General features: G+C 65.4%; 16 protein-coding genes. 12 read left to right on the forward strand and 4 right to left on the reverse strand.

Going from position 1 to position 14,701, the window contains the following annotated elements:
* Positions 1–247 precede the first annotated feature (247 nt).
* The gene (gene aceB, locus Q9235_RS02580; protein ID WP_306225236.1) at positions 248–1,855 is read left to right on the forward strand and encodes a malate synthase A; all 1,608 of its coding nucleotides are present in this window, start codon (positions 248–250) and stop codon (positions 1,853–1,855) included.
* A 65-nt stretch (positions 1,856–1,920) separates the two neighbouring features.
* On the opposite strand, the gene Q9235_RS02585 is transcribed toward aceB, so the two are convergent.
* A complete protein-coding gene (locus Q9235_RS02585) occupies positions 1,921–2,082 on the reverse strand; it encodes a hypothetical protein (RefSeq protein ID WP_306225237.1) in 162 nt (53 codons plus the stop codon).
* A 48-nt stretch (positions 2,083–2,130) separates the two neighbouring features.
* Positions 2,131–2,601 carry a dihydrodipicolinate synthase family protein gene (locus tag Q9235_RS02590; RefSeq protein WP_306228090.1) on the reverse strand — a complete coding sequence of 157 codons (471 nt, stop codon included), beginning with the start codon at positions 2,599–2,601 and terminating at the stop codon, positions 2,131–2,133.
* 71 nt (positions 2,602–2,672) lie between these two features.
* On the opposite strand from Q9235_RS02590, the gene Q9235_RS02595 reads away from it, so the two are divergent.
* The 9 genes from Q9235_RS02595 (at position 2,673) to Q9235_RS02635 (ending at position 9,773) form a co-directional block, all read left to right on the forward strand.
* On the forward strand, positions 2,673–3,716 hold the full coding sequence (locus tag Q9235_RS02595; protein WP_306225238.1) for a DUF3616 domain-containing protein: 1,044 nt from the start codon (positions 2,673–2,675) through the stop codon (positions 3,714–3,716).
* Between the two features lie 4 nt (positions 3,717–3,720).
* Positions 3,721–4,281, forward strand: a complete 561-nt coding sequence (locus Q9235_RS02600; protein WP_306225239.1) for an NUDIX hydrolase — start codon at positions 3,721–3,723, stop codon at positions 4,279–4,281.
* A 159-nt stretch (positions 4,282–4,440) separates the two neighbouring features.
* Complete coding sequence (locus Q9235_RS02605; RefSeq protein WP_306225240.1) at positions 4,441–5,343, forward strand: hypothetical protein; 903 nt, start codon at positions 4,441–4,443, stop codon at positions 5,341–5,343.
* A gap of 133 nt (positions 5,344–5,476) precedes the next feature.
* Positions 5,477–5,761, forward strand: coding sequence for a metal/formaldehyde-sensitive transcriptional repressor (locus Q9235_RS02610; RefSeq protein WP_306225241.1), 285 nt, complete (start codon positions 5,477–5,479; stop codon positions 5,759–5,761).
* A gap of 25 nt (positions 5,762–5,786) precedes the next feature.
* Positions 5,787–6,899 carry an S-(hydroxymethyl)glutathione dehydrogenase/class III alcohol dehydrogenase gene (locus Q9235_RS02615; RefSeq protein WP_306225242.1) on the forward strand — a complete coding sequence of 371 codons (1,113 nt, stop codon included), beginning with the start codon at positions 5,787–5,789 and terminating at the stop codon, positions 6,897–6,899.
* Positions 6,900–7,379, forward strand: coding sequence for a hypothetical protein (locus Q9235_RS02620; RefSeq protein WP_306225243.1), 480 nt, complete (start codon positions 6,900–6,902; stop codon positions 7,377–7,379).
* Positions 7,379–8,215, forward strand: a complete 837-nt coding sequence (fghA, locus tag Q9235_RS02625) for an S-formylglutathione hydrolase (protein WP_306225244.1) — start codon at positions 7,379–7,381, stop codon at positions 8,213–8,215. The genes Q9235_RS02620 and fghA overlap by 1 nt, the downstream gene beginning before the upstream one ends.
* Before the next feature lie 78 nt (positions 8,216–8,293).
* On the forward strand, positions 8,294–8,716 hold the full coding sequence (locus Q9235_RS02630) for a low affinity iron permease family protein (RefSeq protein WP_306225245.1): 423 nt from the start codon (positions 8,294–8,296) through the stop codon (positions 8,714–8,716).
* 187 nt (positions 8,717–8,903) lie between these two features.
* Positions 8,904–9,773: an outer membrane protein gene (locus Q9235_RS02635; protein WP_306225246.1), complete on the forward strand. Its 870-nt coding sequence runs from the start codon at positions 8,904–8,906 to the stop codon at positions 9,771–9,773.
* 59 nt (positions 9,774–9,832) lie between these two features.
* Here the strand turns inward: Q9235_RS02635 and gpmI are convergent, their stop codons facing one another.
* Complete coding sequence (gene gpmI, locus Q9235_RS02640) at positions 9,833–11,347, reverse strand: 2,3-bisphosphoglycerate-independent phosphoglycerate mutase (protein ID WP_306225247.1); 1,515 nt, start codon at positions 11,345–11,347, stop codon at positions 9,833–9,835.
* A gap of 242 nt (positions 11,348–11,589) precedes the next feature.
* Here gpmI and Q9235_RS02645 point away from each other — a divergent pair, with 242 nt between their 5' ends.
* Both Q9235_RS02645 and Q9235_RS02650 read left to right on the forward strand, forming a co-directional pair.
* Positions 11,590–12,339: a haloacid dehalogenase type II gene (locus tag Q9235_RS02645; protein WP_306225248.1), complete on the forward strand. Its 750-nt coding sequence runs from the start codon at positions 11,590–11,592 to the stop codon at positions 12,337–12,339.
* A 22-nt stretch (positions 12,340–12,361) separates the two neighbouring features.
* Positions 12,362–13,048 (forward strand): glutathione S-transferase family protein, encoded by a 687-nt coding sequence (locus Q9235_RS02650; protein WP_306225249.1) that lies wholly within the window; start codon positions 12,362–12,364, stop codon positions 13,046–13,048.
* Between the two features lie 21 nt (positions 13,049–13,069).
* Here Q9235_RS02650 and Q9235_RS02655 read toward each other — a convergent pair whose 3' ends face one another.
* Positions 13,070–14,545 (reverse strand): sensor histidine kinase, encoded by a 1,476-nt coding sequence (locus Q9235_RS02655; RefSeq protein WP_306225250.1) that lies wholly within the window; start codon positions 14,543–14,545, stop codon positions 13,070–13,072.
* Positions 14,546–14,701 lie beyond the last annotated feature (156 nt).

The following is a 14,701-nucleotide window of genomic DNA, read 5'->3' on the forward strand; positions in this document are numbered from 1 at the left end:
CGGAACTTACGAATTGCTGAAGCCGATTTGCGGAAGTCGCGCCTATCTGCACATTTTGAATCGAAAGGCTATGCCGTTACGTCATTTTGCGTTCAACGCTCGCAAGACACAACCTATGGGAGCAATTATGGCTTCCTGCCCGGAAACAGGATTATTTCCGATAATGAATAAGTGATCATCACTTTATCCAGATTTTGCAAAACGCATTTTTGCTCAATGATGCCTCATCGTGATCGGAGGACCAGCCATGTCGGACACCCCCACTCTCACCCTGCCCGCCGGCGTCACCGTGAAGGGCGCCCTGCAGCCCGGCTTCGATCAGATCCTGACCACCGAGGCCCTCGCCTTCGTCGCCGACCTGCACCGCCGCTTCAACGAGACGCGCAAGCGCCTGCTCGCGCTGCGCGCCGAGCGCCAGAAGCGTTTCGACGCCGGCGAAACCCCGGATTTCCTCGCCGAGACCAAACATATCCGTGAAGGCGACTGGAGCGTGGCGCCGATCCCGGCCGACCTCCTCGACCGCCGCGTCGAGATCACCGGTCCGGTCGATCGCAAGATGATCGTCAACGCCCTGAACTCCGGCGCCAAGGTCTTCATGGCCGATTTCGAGGATGCGTCCTCGCCGGTCTGGGCCAACATGATCGAGGGCCAGATCAACCTTCGCGACCGCTGGGCGAACAAGATCGACTTCACCGACCCGACGAACGGCAAGGACTACAAGCTCAAGGCCAAGCCCGCCGTCCTGATCATCCGCCCGCGCGGCTGGCATCTGCCGGAGCGGCACCTTCAGATCGATGGAGAGGAGGCCTCGGGCTCCCTGGTCGATTTCGGCCTCTACGTCTTCCACAACGCCAAGGCGGCGCTCGCCGCCGGCTCCGGCCCGTATTTCTACCTGCCGAAGCTGGAGAGCCACCTCGAGGCCCGTCTCTGGAACGACGTCTTCGTCGCCGCCCAGTCGGCGCTCGGCCTGAAGAACGGCACGATCAAGGCCACCGTCCTGATCGAGACCCTGCCTGCCGCCTTCGAGATGGACGAGATCCTCTACGAGCTGCGCGAGCACATGGCCGGCCTCAATTGCGGCCGCTGGGACTACATCTTCTCCTTCATCAAGAAGCTCGCCCGCAACAAGGCCTATGTCCTGCCGGATCGTTCGCAGGTCGTGATGTCCAAGGCCTTCCTGCGCGCCTATTCGCTGCTGCTGATCAAGACCTGCCACAAGCGCGGCGCCTTCGCGATGGGCGGCATGGCGGCGCAGATCCCGGTCAAGAACAATCCGGAGGCCAATGCCGCCGCCTTCGCCAAGGTCAAGGCCGACAAGGAGCGCGAGGCCGGCGACGGCCATGACGGCACCTGGGTCGCCCACCCCGACCTCGTCCCGGTCGCGATGGAAGTGTTCGACCGGCTGATGCCGCAGGCCAACCAACTCGACAAGAAGCGCGATGACGTCTCGATCGGCGCCAGGGACCTGCTGGAGGTTCACGAGGGCACGCGCACCGAGCAAGGCTTCCGCGAGAACATCCGCGTCGGCGTCCAGTATATCGAGGCCTGGCTGCGCGGCCGCGGCGCAGTGCCGATCTACAACATGATGGAAGATGCAGCGACGGCCGAGATCAGCCGCGCCCAGATCTGGCAGTTCTGCCAGTATGGCGTCGCGCTCGACGGCGGGATCACCGCCGATGCCGCGCTGTTCAAGCGCTGCCTGCCGGAAGAGATGGAGCGCGTGAAGGGCGAGCTCGGGCCTGAAAACTATGCCAAGGGCCGCTTCCCCGAGGCGATTGCGCTGTTCGAGACGCTTTCGCTGGCGCCGAACTTCGAGGATTTCCTAACCGTCCCCGCCTACGCCAAGCTGAACTGAGCTCGGCTCGGATCGGTGATATCGGGAGGGCGCCGCGGCATCGCGGCGCCCTTTCGTTTGAGCGATCAGTGCAGGTGCCACCAGACGCGTGCGCCGATCAGCGCCGCGAGCAGGACGACCGACCCGAACAGATGCAGCAGATCGGCCTTCCAGCCGCCCGCCGATGTCCGGCGGACGGTCCGGTAGACCACCGCCCGGCGGCGGCGATAGGCGCCGATCGTGGTCATGCAAACCTCCCTTCGCTTCGCGGCGGGCGCGGCTACGCCGCTGCGGAGTCAGGCACGGCGAGCCGCGACCGCCGCGCCATTGCGCTCGGTCTTCGTCGCCATGCCGACCGGCGGATGCGGCAGGTCCTCGATCGCATCGCAAAGCAGCGACACGCATTCCGGGCGCGGCAGCGCGAGCGGCGCGCGGCAGGTCGCGCCGACCTCCGGATGCAGCATCGACAGGGCGAGCTTGATCAGGACGGGATCGGGCTCTCGCGCCAGCAAGTCGAGCAACGGCACCGGCCGCCGCTGCAGGATCTGCGCCTGGCCGTAGAATTCGGAACGTGCCGCGCTCTCCAGCCGCGCCAGCCAGTGCGGCGCGAGATTGCCGACGCTGGTGATCGCCCCGCAACCGCCTGCGAGCAGATAGGCGGGGATGGTGTCGGCCGCCCCGGTCAATCGTATGAAGCGGCGGTCGCGCAGGCGGGCGATCCGGTCGCAGCGGACGAGATCGCCCCGCCGCTCGAGGATGCCGACGATCGCGTCCGCGGCGCTTTGACATCCACGGGTCCCGCGCGCTCAATCCGTGCCCCTCCCTCCGGATTCGCCCGATGCGGTACCGCCTCCTCGCCACCCTGATCGCCGCAAGCCTGCTCGGCCCCTCATTCGCCCAGGCCGCAACGCTCGCACCGGAACAGCGCTTCAGGACGCTCGGGGACTTTTCCGCGAAAAAGCCTGGCAGGCCGGCGCGCGATGTCAGCGGCCTCGCCTGCATGCCCGCCGCGAACGGCGTGCAGCGCTGCCTGCTGATCAATGACGAAGGCTCCTTCGCCCAGTTCGCCCGCATCGCCGAGAACCGCATCACCCCGGACGCGACGCTGCCGATCATCGGGACCGAAGCCACGCCAGATACGCTGGGTCAGCCGCCGCAAGGCATCTGCAAGATGCCCGGGCGCTTCGCCGAGCTCGACGGCGAGGCGGTCGCCTATGCCGATGGCGCCTTCTATGTCGCCGGCTCGCATGGCTGCTCGCGCAAAAAGGGCGAGTTCCGCCTCTCGTCCTTCCACCTCGCCCGCATCAAGGTCGATGCCGAAGGCACCACCACCGGCAAGGTCGAATTGACCTATCGCCTGAGCGACATGCTGCGCAGAGCAGGACCGGCCGGCGCCTTTTTCGGCCGGGGCCTGATGGACGATAATGGCCTCAACATCGAGGGCATCGCGGTCACCGGCGACACGCTCTGGGCGGGCTTGCGCGCGCCCTCGCTCGGCAATCGCGGCTTCCTCGTCGGCGCCTCGCTCAAGGCCCTGTTCGCGCCAGGCCATGCACAGACGACGGAAACGCCACGCATTGTCGAATTGCCGGCCGGTAGCAACCGCGGCATCCGCGACCTCGCGCCCCTGCCCGACGGCCGCCTGCTCGCCCTGCTCGGCCCGGCGCAGGAGCAGGCCCTGCCCTATTCCCTGATGCTGATCGACCCGGCCAGACCCGACGCAGCGACGTCGCTGGGCGACCTGCCGGCCCGGAGCGGCGACAAGGCGGAATCCCTGACCGTCCTTCCGCCGGACGACAAGGGTTTCGCGGTGCTCGTCGGCTATGACGGCCCCAAGAACGGGCATTTCGAATCCTACCGCCTTCCGCTCGAGCCTCGCTGACCCCATGGATTTTCGAAACGACCTCTCCCGCGCCGTCGAGCGCTATCGCGCAGAAATCGCCGACCCGCGCGAGCACCTCGCCTTGCTGCGCTGGCAGATGGCGCAGGGCCATGCGCTCGACCGGCGCGACACCTTCCCCGGCCATCTCACCACCAGCGCCTTCGTGCTTTCGCCCGATCATGCGCAGGTGCTGCTGATCGATCACGTCGTGATCGGCCGCTGGCTCCAGCCCGGCGGCCATTGGGAGGAAGCCGAGCAGTTCCATCTTTCCGCCGCGCGCGAGGCGATCGAGGAAACCGGCGTGCAGGGCCTTGTCCTGCATCCCTGGCATCAGGGCGGCGACCTGCCCTTCACCATCGACAGCCATGACGTGCCGGGCAAGCCGTCACGCGGCGAGCCCGCACATATCCATCACGACCTGCAATATCTCTTCCTCGCCGACCCGGCCCTGCCGCTCGTCGCACAGGTCGAAGAGGTTCATGCCGCCGCCTGGAAGCCGATCGATGCGCTCGCCGAAATCGCGCCGCGTGCGCTGGAGCGGTTGTCCAACCTGCCGCCTTCCTGACCGTTGCGGCGCAACAACAGCAGGGCGAATTGCGGAAACGACTATGGCTCTTTTATCGCGGCAGGATCAGGCTCCCGACATGGTTCAGTTGAGGATGAAGTAGTTATTGCAATTGATTTGCATTAGCGTATCAATCCGAGACCTCCCCGGAGCACATCTATGTCTTCGAAAGCCATCGCTCTCGCCCTGATCGCCGCTGCGCTCTCGGCCCCGGCCATCGCCGCCGACCTCTCGTCCCGCAAGGGAGCTCCCGCCGAGCCATTCCCCAACGCCTTTGCCTGTACGGAAGGCAAGAGCATTCCGACCGACGTATTCGGCTTCACCACCGGCTCCGATGTCGCAGCCGTCGGCGATTTCGGCCCGAGCCTGACCTATGGCGGCGCCTTCGGCGCCCGCTCGGGCAGCTCGAACGGCCATGGCCTGACCTTGCAGGGCTCCTACGGCCTCTTCCCCTGCTTCGAGATCGGTCCCTATGTGCTGGGTAATATTACCAGCGCCTCGGCCGGGGGCGTCAGCGCCGACTCGCGCGCCTTCGGCGCCGGCGTCGAGATGAAGTACAAGCTGCTGGGGCGCGACATGCACGGCCTCGGCCTGACGCTGGTCATCGACCCCAGCCTCAACCGCACGGACCCGGACGGCGCCGGCCGCTTCACCACCTACAACACGGGCTTCCGCCTCTTCGCCGACAAGACGCTGATCCCGAACACGCTCCATGCCGCGCTGAACATCTCGCATGACCTGACCTGGACCGGCCCCTCGCCCTACCAGCGCGCCTCGACCTTCACGGTAGCCGGCTCGCTCGCCTGGCAGGTGTCAGACGGGCTTTATCTGAGCGGCGAGGTCCGCCATATGCGCGCTCATAACGAGCTCGGCTTCGGAAAGGAGGCAGGCTATGCCACCTTCGTTGGCCCAGGCATCTTCTGGCAAGCTACCGACCAGCTCGCCCTCTCGGCCGCCTACAACATCCAGGTCGCCGGCAAGGCCAAGGGCCAGCCCGGCGATCTCGACCTTACCAATTTCAGCCAGCATCTGGTGAAGGTGAAGCTCGGCTACAGCTTCTGAAGCAGTTCGGACGACGCATCGGCGGAAGAGCGGCAGCCGCGAAGCTGCCGCTCCTTTCGTTTCAGCGCGCCTTGCGCGTTGACATACTCCCCCTCAGTACCATAGCGTCGTGGCAACCCGAGCCTCGGTACCCATGCCTCATACGCCGGAAGAGAAGAAGCGCGCGGTCACGCGGCTGCGCCGGATCAAGGGGCAGACCGATGCCCTGATCGCCGCCGTCGAGCGCGGCGAGGAATGCGGTGCCCTGCTCCAGCAGCTCGCGGCGCTTCGTGGCGCCGCGACCGGATTGATGGCCGAGGTTCTGGAAAGCCATCTGCGCGAGACCATGGCCCGTCCCGCCGAGGCGGCGCAGTCGGCAGCCACTGACAACGATGAAATCGCCGCGATCATGCGGGTCATCCGCCCCTATCTGAAATGAACATCCGCAAGGAAGGAACCACCCGATGAAGACCCGCGCCGCCGTCGCCTGGGAAGCCGGCAAGCCCCTCACCATCGAGACCATCGAGATCGGCGGCCCGAAGGCTGGCGAAGTCTTGGTCGAGGTCATGGCGACCGGCATCTGCCATACGGATGCCTACACGCTCTCGGGGCTGGATTCGGAGGGCAAGTTCCCCGCGATCCTCGGCCATGAGGGGGCCGGCATCGTGCGCGAGGTCGGCGCCGGCGTGACCTCGCTGAAGCCCGGCGATCACGTCATCCCGCTCTACACGCCGGAATGCCGGAGCTGTAAGTCCTGCCTCTCGCGCCGAACCAATCTCTGCACCTCGATCCGTGCGACCCAGGGCCAGGGCGTCATGCCGGACGGCACGAGCCGCTTCTCCTGCGATGGCGGGGAGGTCTTCCACTACATGGGTTGCTCGACCTTCGCGAACTTCACGGTGCTGCCCGAGATCGCGCTCGCCAAGGTCCGCGAGGACGCCCCCTTCGACAAGATCTGCTATATCGGCTGCGGCGTGACGACCGGCATCGGGGCGGTGATCTACACGGCCAAGGTCTGGCCGGGCGCCAATGTCGTGGTCTTCGGTCTCGGCGGCATCGGCCTCAACGTCATCCAGGGCGCCCGCATGGTCGGCGCCGACAAGATCATCGGCGTCGACATCAATCCGGCCAAGCGCGCCATGGCCGAGAAATTCGGCATGACCGACTTCATCAACCCGAGCGAGATCGGCAACGACAAGGTCGTGCAGGCGATCGTCGACCTGACCGGCGGCGGCGCCGATTTCTCCTTCGACGCGACCGGCAACACCAATGTCATGCGCCAGGCGCTGGAATGCTGCCATCGCGGCTGGGGTGAATCGATCGTCATCGGCGTAGCCGAGGCCGGCAAGGAAATCGCGACCCGTCCGTTCCAGCTCGTCACCGGCCGTGTCTGGAAGGGCACCGCCTTCGGCGGCGCGCGCGGGCGCACCGACGTGCCGAAGATCGTCGACTGGTACATGGAGGGCAAGATCAACATCGACGACCTGATCACCCACAAGCTCTCGCTTGACGAGATCAATACCGGCTTCGACCTGATGCATGAGGGCAAGTCGATCAGGAGCGTGGTGGTCTACTGAATGCGGATAGCTGGCGACATTTTCGTTCGACAGCCTAAGCCACAGACTTTGAAGGCTTGGGAGCCATTCTGGGATTGCGTTGATATCCTGTTTGAATTTCAGAACTCGGATATTGATGACGAGCACCCAGAATGGCGCACCAACTGGATTGCAGGCTTGGCCCTGCTACGGTGCGTTGGCCATGTCTTAGCCAAAGTGGATGCCTTAACCTCTTCAAGACATCGCACCATGATCGACGCGGCATACAAGGCATGGAAGCTCCCCGGTCAAGCAAATGACATATTCTTTGGGTTTATCGAGAACGAACGAAATAATATTCTTAAAACTTATACGATAGGCGCGCGTATCGAAATTATGAATGGCAATCCAACATTGATTTATGGCGATGGCGAAGATGCCCTTCAGGCCTATAGATTAGCCGTTTATTGGTGGCGGCATCAATTAGAGCAGATTGAATTTCAATTGGAGAATGCTCGGTAATGGAACTGCTCTCCTCCTCGAAGGCCTTCGGCGGCTCGCAGCGCGTCTACCGGCATGACAGCGCGGCTTGCGCCTGCCCGATGAATTTCGCGATCTACCTGCCGCATCAGATCGAGGACGGGCCGGTTCCGCTGCTCTGGTATCTCTCGGGCCTGACCTGCACGCACCAGAACGTCATGGACAAGGGCGAGTATCGCGCTGCCGCCGCCGCCAACGGCATCGCCATCATCTGCCCGGATACCAGCCCGCGCGGCGAAGGCGTGCCGGACGAGCCGGATAACTGGCAGTTCGGCTCCGGCGCCGGCTTCTATCTCGACGCAACGCAGGAACCCTATGCCAGGAACTACCGCATGGAGACTTACATCCGCGACGAACTGCCGGAACTGATCGGCCGGCATTTTCCGGTCGACATGAACAGGCAGGGCATCTTCGGCCATTCCATGGGCGGACACGGCGCGATCACGCTCGCGCTCAAGAACCCTGACCGCTACCGCTCCGTTTCCGCCTTCGCGCCGATCGCCCAGCCCTCGACGGCCGGCTGGTCGCGCCCGGCATTCGAGAAATACCTGGGACCGGACGAGACCACATGGCGTGCCTATGACACGACCCTGCTGATCGCCGATGGTCACCGTATCCGCGACCTTCTGGTCGACCAGGGCACGGCCGACGGCTTCCTCGAGGAGGGCCTGCGCCCGCAATTGCTCGATATCGCCTGCGCCGCTGCCGGCATCCCGCTCCAGCTCACGATGCGCGACGGCTACGACCATTCCTACAACTTCATCTCGACCTTCATGGCCCAACACATTGCCTGGCATGCCGAGCGCCTGACCGCCTGACGCTGCCACAGCGGAACGGCCCCTACCCAGGCCGCGTTGAGAGCAGCACAGCCTCAACCGGCCTCGGGGGATCGTTCCATGGCCAAGCGCCGCATGCCGCAGAGCGACCGCTCGCTCTTCACCCGCCTGTCGCAAACCGTCTCGCATTGGGCCGGACGGCCGCAAACCTTCATCGGCGCGGCTGCCCTCATCGTGCTCTGGGCGCTCTCCGGCCCGTTCTTCGGCTATAACGACACCTGGCAATTGGTGGTGAACACGTCGACGACGGTCGTCACCTTCCTGATGGTCTTCATCATCCAGAACAGCCAGAACCGCGACACGGCTGCGATGCAGATCAAGCTCGACGAACTAATCTGCCGGCTGGAAGGCGCCCGCGAGGAACTGCTCGATCTCGAAGAACTCGATGAGGACAAGCTCGAAGCGATCCGCGACGAGTTCGAGGCCATGGCGGCCAAGGCCCGAAAGCTCGCCTCGTCGGCTCCCGAAAAACCGTCGGCATAGGCTGGCGCTCCGTCGCACGCGCCCTCTTGCCGCGCGCCTGAATCGTCCGGTCCTAATCCTCGTTCAATCGCCGGTAAGGTTAGCTTTTAGGGTTAAGTGTCATTTAAGACTTCGCTGCCATGGTCCTGTCGTGGGTAACACGCGCGGGCTGCGTTCTCTGCGCCGCGCAAATGCGAAGGACACTGCCATGGGCAGCCTGAAAACTCTCGCGCTGGCGGGCGGCCTGGCCCTCGGCGTTTCCGCCGCAGCACAAGCTGCCGATCTTGCCTATGCGCCGCCTCCCCCACCGCCGGAGCCGCTCGGCCTCAAGGGCACGATCTCGAGCGGCATCTATCTGCGCGGCGATATCGGCGTCGGCGTCCAGAGCGTCGGCAAGTACCAACAGGACGACGTCGCGCAGTTCGGCGGCGCCTTCTTCGGCAAGAGCGACAATGCCGCCTTCTTCGGTGGGCTCGGCGTCGGCTATCGCTTCAACAATTGGCTGCGCTTCGACGTCACCGGCGAATATCGCGGTGCCGGCCAGATCGGCGTGAACGACATCGTCTTCAACCCGTTCAACAACGGCAACCAGACCAATACCTACAAGGGCAACCTGACCTCGCTGGTCACCCTGTTCAACGGCTATTTCGACCTCGGCACCTGGAACTGCCTGACGCCCTATATCGGCGCCGGTATCGGTTTCTCGCAGAACCGCATCAGCGGGCTGACCGATCAGGGAGCCCTGCTCGGCAACTTCGTCGGCCCGACGCTGGGCTATGCCAATAGCGGCAGCAAGACCGACCTCGCCTGGGCGCTCATGGCCGGCGTCGGCTACGAGGTGAACAAGAACCTGACCCTCGAAGCCGGCTATCGCTACATGAACCTCGGCGATGCCCAGTCCGGCCGCCTGATCAACGCCTTCACCGGCCAGATCCAGGCCCCCCTCAAGGCCAAGGACATCGAGAGCCACGATTTCCGCATCGGCATGCGCTGGAACTTCGGCGACCCGAACTGCTGCGGCCCGGTCGAGCGCGAGCCGGTCGCCTACGCCCCGCCGCCGGTGGTGCGCAAGTACTGATCCGAAGCATCGGATGAAGACGAGAACGGCGCGGATCACTCCGCGCCGTTTTGCTTGTGTCAGCGCAGCCGCGACTCACCCGTCATCTCGGCTGGCTGCGCAAGCCCCATCAGCGCGAGCAGCGTCGGCGCGATATCGGCGAGGCGCCCATCGGCGAGCCCCCTGCCCTGCCCGCCCACGAGCAAGAGCGGCACCGGATTGGTGGTGTGCGCCGTATGCGGCTTGCCGGTCACCGGATCGACCATCAGTTCGGCATTGCCGTGGTCGGCCGTAACCAGCATCGCCCCGCCCTGCCGCCCGACGGCCTCGGCGATGGCGCCAAGTCCGGCATCGACCGTCTCGACCGCCTTGATCGCCGCGGCGAGCACCCCGGTATGGCCGACCATGTCGGGATTGGCGAAATTGAGCACGACGAGATCGTAGCGACCGGAATCGATCGCCTCGACCGCCTTCCGGGTCAGTTCCGGCGCCGACATCTCCGGCTGCAGGTCATAGGTCGCGACCTTGGGCGACGGCACCATCACCCGGTCCTCGCCTGGATAGGGCGTCTCCTCGCCGCCATTGAAGAAATAAGTGACGTGCGGATATTTCTCGGTCTCCGCCATCCGCACCTGCTTGAGCCCCGCCTTGGCGACGGTCTCGCCAAGCCCGTTGGCCAGCGTCTGGGCTGCGAACAGCATCGGCATGACCTTGTCGAGCTCGGCGCTGTAGGAGGTCATGCTGACCGCCTTGACCAGCGCCGGCCGCCGCGGCCGAACGAAGCCGGCGAAATCCGGCTCCAGCACGGCGGCGAGGATCTCGCGGATGCGGTCCGAGCGGAAATTGAAGCTGAGCAGACCATCGCCATCCTTCATCCCGGCATAGCCGCCGATCGCGGCCGGCAGGATGAACTCGTCCGTGACGTTCTGCGCATAGGCGGCAGCGATCGCAGCCTGTGCATCCGGGAAGCGCTCGCCCTCCCCCAGCACCATCGCGCGCCAGGCCTTCTCGACCCGCTCCCAGCGATTGTCGCGGTCCATTGCGTAATAGCGGCCGGAAACGCTGGCGATGGAGGCGCCCGCCGGCAACGCGGCGGCGAAGGCCTTCACGTAGCCGGCCGCCGATTGCGGCGGCGTATCGCGCCCGTCGGTGAAGACATGGACATGCACGGTGACGCCCTGCGCGGTCAGGATGCGGGCGAGCGCGACCGCATGGTCCTGATGGGCATGGACGCCGCCCGGCGACACGAGGCCGATGAGATGGCAGGCGCCGCCGCTCGCCTTCAAACCGGCAACCAGGCCGGTCGCCTCCAGGGCCACCGCGATCGAACCGTCGGCGATCGCCTGGTTGATGCGCGGCAAGTCCTGCATCACCACCCGGCCGGCGCCGAGATTGAGATGGCCGACCTCGGAGTTGCCCATCTGCCCCGGCGGCAAGCCGACATCGAGGCCCGAAGTGTGCAGGAAGGCATGCGGGTTCGCCGCCCAGAGCCGGTCGAAATTTGGCGTGTTTGCCAGCTTGACGGCGTTGTTCTCGCTCTCTTCGCGCCAGCCCCAGCCATCGAGGATCATCAGCATCACGGGGCGAGGCGGCATTGGCTTGACCTGTCGGCAATAGTGAAAGGTGTCTGTGCGGATACCACGCGCCACGACGCCGATGCGAGTGTTAAGAGTCGACTTTGGAATTCGAGCCCTCATCCTGAGGAGCGCCGCAGGCGCGTCTCGAAAGATGCTTCAGGAGGTTCCGGAATCATCCGGGGCATCCTTCGCGACGCCGCTGACGCGGCTCCTCAGGATGGGGGCTGAGTTCCGGCAAAGGGCAGCCATGGAGGATCGCGATGTCGATCAAGGCGCTGGTTTTCGATGCCTATGGCACGCTCTTCGACGTCCAGTCGGTCGCCGCCGTCACCGACGCGGCCTTTCCCGGGCATGGCGCGACGATCACCCAGATCTGGCGCTTGAAGCAGCTCGAATACACCTGGCTGCGCGCCCTGATGGATCGCTACGAGGACTTCTGGACCGTTACCCGCGACTCCCTTGATTTCACGCTCAGGACGCTCGGCCTCGCCTCCTCGCCCGAGCTCGTGGCCAGGATCGCGGCCGCCTATGACGCGCTGCTGCTCTACCCCGAGGCCCGCTCCGCGCTCGAAGGCCTCGCCTCCCACCGCCTCGCCATCTTCTCGAATGGCAGCCCGGACATGTTGAAGCGGCTCGTCGCCCATGCCGGCATCACCGACCTGCTGGAGACCGTCATCAGCGTCGATGAGATCGGCGTCTACAAGCCCGATCCGCGCGGCTACGCACATGTCGAGAAGCGGCTCGGCCTCGCCCGCGACGAAATCCTCTTCGTCTCCTCGAACGGCTTCGACATCGCCGGTGCCAAGGCGCATGGCTTCCATGTCGCGCGCATCGAGCGCGTGCCGGCAGGCAGCCTGCGCAATGAACTTGCCGCCGCGTCGACGATCGACCCCGCGCTCATGTTCAGGGCACTCCGGATGCAGCCGGAGCAGCTCGGCTTCCAGGCCGATGCGACCATTGCCGCGCTGACCGATCTCGTCTCCTATGTCGCCGGACTGAGCCAGGCCTGACGCGCCGCTCGTGGAGACCCCGATGATCAAGCTCTACTATCATCCCTCGCCGAACCCGGCGAAGATCGCGCTCTTCCTGGAGGAAGCCGGCCTGCCCTACGAGATGGTGCCGGTCGACACCCGCAAGGGCGACCAGTTCAAGCCGGACTTCCTCGCCATCAATCCCAACGCCAAGACGCCTGCCCTGACCGACGGCGACGTCACAATCTTCGATTCCAACGCGATCCTGCTCTATCTCGCCGAGAAGACCGGCCAGTTCCTGCCCGAGCATACGCCGAAGGCGCGCGGCGAGATGCTGTCCTGGCTGATGTTCGTCGCGACCGGCATCGGCCCCTATTGCGGCCAGGCCGTGCATTTCAGCCGCTTCGCGCCGGAAAAGCTGCATTATGCCATCAACCGCTATGCCCGCGAGGCCGAGCGGCACTGGGGCATCGTCAACGACCTGCTCGCCAGCCGCCGCTACATGCTCGGTGACCGCTACACGCTGGTCGACATGTCGATCTGGGGCTGGGCGACGCGGCTCTCGTTCGCCATCGGCGAGACCTGGCCGGAGATGCTCCCGCATGTGAAGCGCCATCTCGACGAGATCTCGGCTCGCCCTGCCGCACAGCGCGCCGTCGCGCTGAAGGACCAGTTCGCCTTCAAGACGGATTTCGATGCCGAGGCCCGGAAGTTCCTCTTCCCGCAGAACGCCCATCTGGCCGGCTGAGCGGCGGCCGGCGCCCTCCTCTCAAACGCCGGCTTCGCCAACCCCCAGCGCATCGAACGGCGCGTCCAGCGTGAAGACGAGCCCTTCGGGAAGATAGGCGCTGGCCGTGCCGGTGCGCGCCGCCGGAAAGGAACGCTCGATCAGGCGCGAGCCGAAACCCTTCCGCGACGGCGGCGCAACCTGCGGCCCGCCGCTCTCGCGCCAGCGCAACCGGAACTGCCGGACGCCTTCGATCTCCCCGACACCCCAGCTCAGCGAAACCACACCGGTATCGTTGGAGAGCGCACCGTATTTCACGGCATTCGTGGTGAGCTCATGCAGGATGAGCGTCAGCGCCAGTGCAGCCTTCGGCCCCAGCACGACCTCTTCCCCCGCGATGCGGAAACGCCCCGGATCGCCCTGCAGGGCGATGATGCTCTGTGCGATGTCCTGGACCGTGGCATCGGCCCGCCGGCCGCCCACCAGCAGGTCATGCGCGCGGGCGAGCGCGGCCAGCCGGGCGCTGAAGGTCTCGCGCGCCGCCTCGAGCGTGCCGGCGCTGCGCAATGTCTGGGACGCCAGCGCCTGGATCATGGCCATCGTGTTCTTCACGCGATGCGCCAGCTCCTGCATCAGCAGGCGCTGCTCGGCCTCTGCCTCCTTGCGCTCGGTGACGTCGCGATGCGCGCCGATCAGGCGCAGCGGCTCGCCGCTCTCTCCGCGTTCGATCTGTGCCGTCGCCGCGATCCAGCGGATCTGTCCATCCGACGGCCTGATGATCCTGTACTCGGCCTGATAAGCCGTGGCACTTCCCTGCACCGCCTCCTGAAAATGCGCCACGACCGTCGCCCGATCTTCGGGATGGATGCGCCTGACCCAGTCTTCATGGGTTTCCTGCACGGCCTCAGGCGGCAACCCGTGAATCTGCAGATATTCCGGTGAGCGACGGTTGCGGAACCCCGAACGCAGATCGACCTCCAGCCCGCCGACTCCGCCGATCTTCTGGACCTGTGCGAGCTCTGCCTCGCGCCGGCGCAAGGTCATCTCGGCCTGCATACGCTCGGTCGTCTCGGTAACGATCGCGAGCACGCCTACGACCTCGCCGGCCTCGTCGAGGACCGGGCTGTAATCGACATTCAGCCAGACATCCTCCGCCGCGCCATTGCGGTAGAACACGAAAGGCAGGTCGCGATAGGAAGGCGAATCGCCAGCGTAGACGCGGTCCATCACCGCGCGGTTGAAATCGGCGACCTCCGGCCAGGCCTCGAAGACGCTCATGCCGAAATTTGCAGGGTGCCGCGCCCCGGCGATGATCGCATAGGCGTCGTTGTACAGCATAAGCCCCTGCCGGCCCCATAGCAGCGTCATCGCGGCCGGGGACAACAGGACGAGCTGCAAGGCATTGCGCAGCACGCCCGGCCAATCCCGCGGCGGGCCAAGCGCGATCTCGCGGCCGGTCCAGCCGCGCAGCCGTTCTGCCATCTCGCCCTGCCCGACAGGCCAGGTTCGCTTCTCCAAGGTCGTATCCCCCCAACCGACCGGAACGAGAAGCCGCGCCCCGGCGCAGGCTTCACGGGCCGCCACATGCAGCCCTTGAACCACTCCCAAACGAGTAACAGGCGCCGCGGTTCCCGCGCATGTAAAATGACATATCGGCTTGTGCATCATGCCCGC

This window comes from Bosea beijingensis (genome assembly GCF_030758975.1).
Taxonomy (GTDB): domain Bacteria; phylum Pseudomonadota; class Alphaproteobacteria; order Rhizobiales; family Beijerinckiaceae; genus Allobosea; species Allobosea beijingensis.

Excerpts from the sequence above, each read along its gene's own strand:
- aceB (WP_306225236.1), top strand. The coding sequence starts at position 248 with ATGTCGGACACCCCCACTCTCACCCTGCCCGCCGGCGTCACCGTGAAG.
- Q9235_RS02585 (WP_306225237.1), bottom strand. The coding sequence starts at position 2,082 with ATGACCACGATCGGCGCCTATCGCCGCCGCCGGGCGGTGGTCTACCGG.
- Q9235_RS02595 (WP_306225238.1), top strand. The coding sequence starts at position 2,673 with ATGCGGTACCGCCTCCTCGCCACCCTGATCGCCGCAAGCCTGCTCGGC.
- Q9235_RS02600 (WP_306225239.1), top strand. The coding sequence starts at position 3,721 with ATGGATTTTCGAAACGACCTCTCCCGCGCCGTCGAGCGCTATCGCGCA.
- Q9235_RS02605 (WP_306225240.1), top strand. The coding sequence starts at position 4,441 with ATGTCTTCGAAAGCCATCGCTCTCGCCCTGATCGCCGCTGCGCTCTCG.
- Q9235_RS02610 (WP_306225241.1), top strand. The coding sequence starts at position 5,477 with ATGCCTCATACGCCGGAAGAGAAGAAGCGCGCGGTCACGCGGCTGCGC.
- Q9235_RS02615 (WP_306225242.1), top strand. The coding sequence starts at position 5,787 with ATGAAGACCCGCGCCGCCGTCGCCTGGGAAGCCGGCAAGCCCCTCACC.
- Q9235_RS02620 (WP_306225243.1), top strand. The coding sequence starts at position 6,900 with ATGCGGATAGCTGGCGACATTTTCGTTCGACAGCCTAAGCCACAGACT.
- fghA (WP_306225244.1), top strand. The coding sequence starts at position 7,379 with ATGGAACTGCTCTCCTCCTCGAAGGCCTTCGGCGGCTCGCAGCGCGTC.
- Q9235_RS02630 (WP_306225245.1), top strand. The coding sequence starts at position 8,294 with ATGGCCAAGCGCCGCATGCCGCAGAGCGACCGCTCGCTCTTCACCCGC.
- Q9235_RS02635 (WP_306225246.1), top strand. The coding sequence starts at position 8,904 with ATGGGCAGCCTGAAAACTCTCGCGCTGGCGGGCGGCCTGGCCCTCGGC.
- gpmI (WP_306225247.1), bottom strand. The coding sequence starts at position 11,347 with ATGCCGCCTCGCCCCGTGATGCTGATGATCCTCGATGGCTGGGGCTGG.
- Q9235_RS02645 (WP_306225248.1), top strand. The coding sequence starts at position 11,590 with ATGTCGATCAAGGCGCTGGTTTTCGATGCCTATGGCACGCTCTTCGAC.
- Q9235_RS02650 (WP_306225249.1), top strand. The coding sequence starts at position 12,362 with ATGATCAAGCTCTACTATCATCCCTCGCCGAACCCGGCGAAGATCGCG.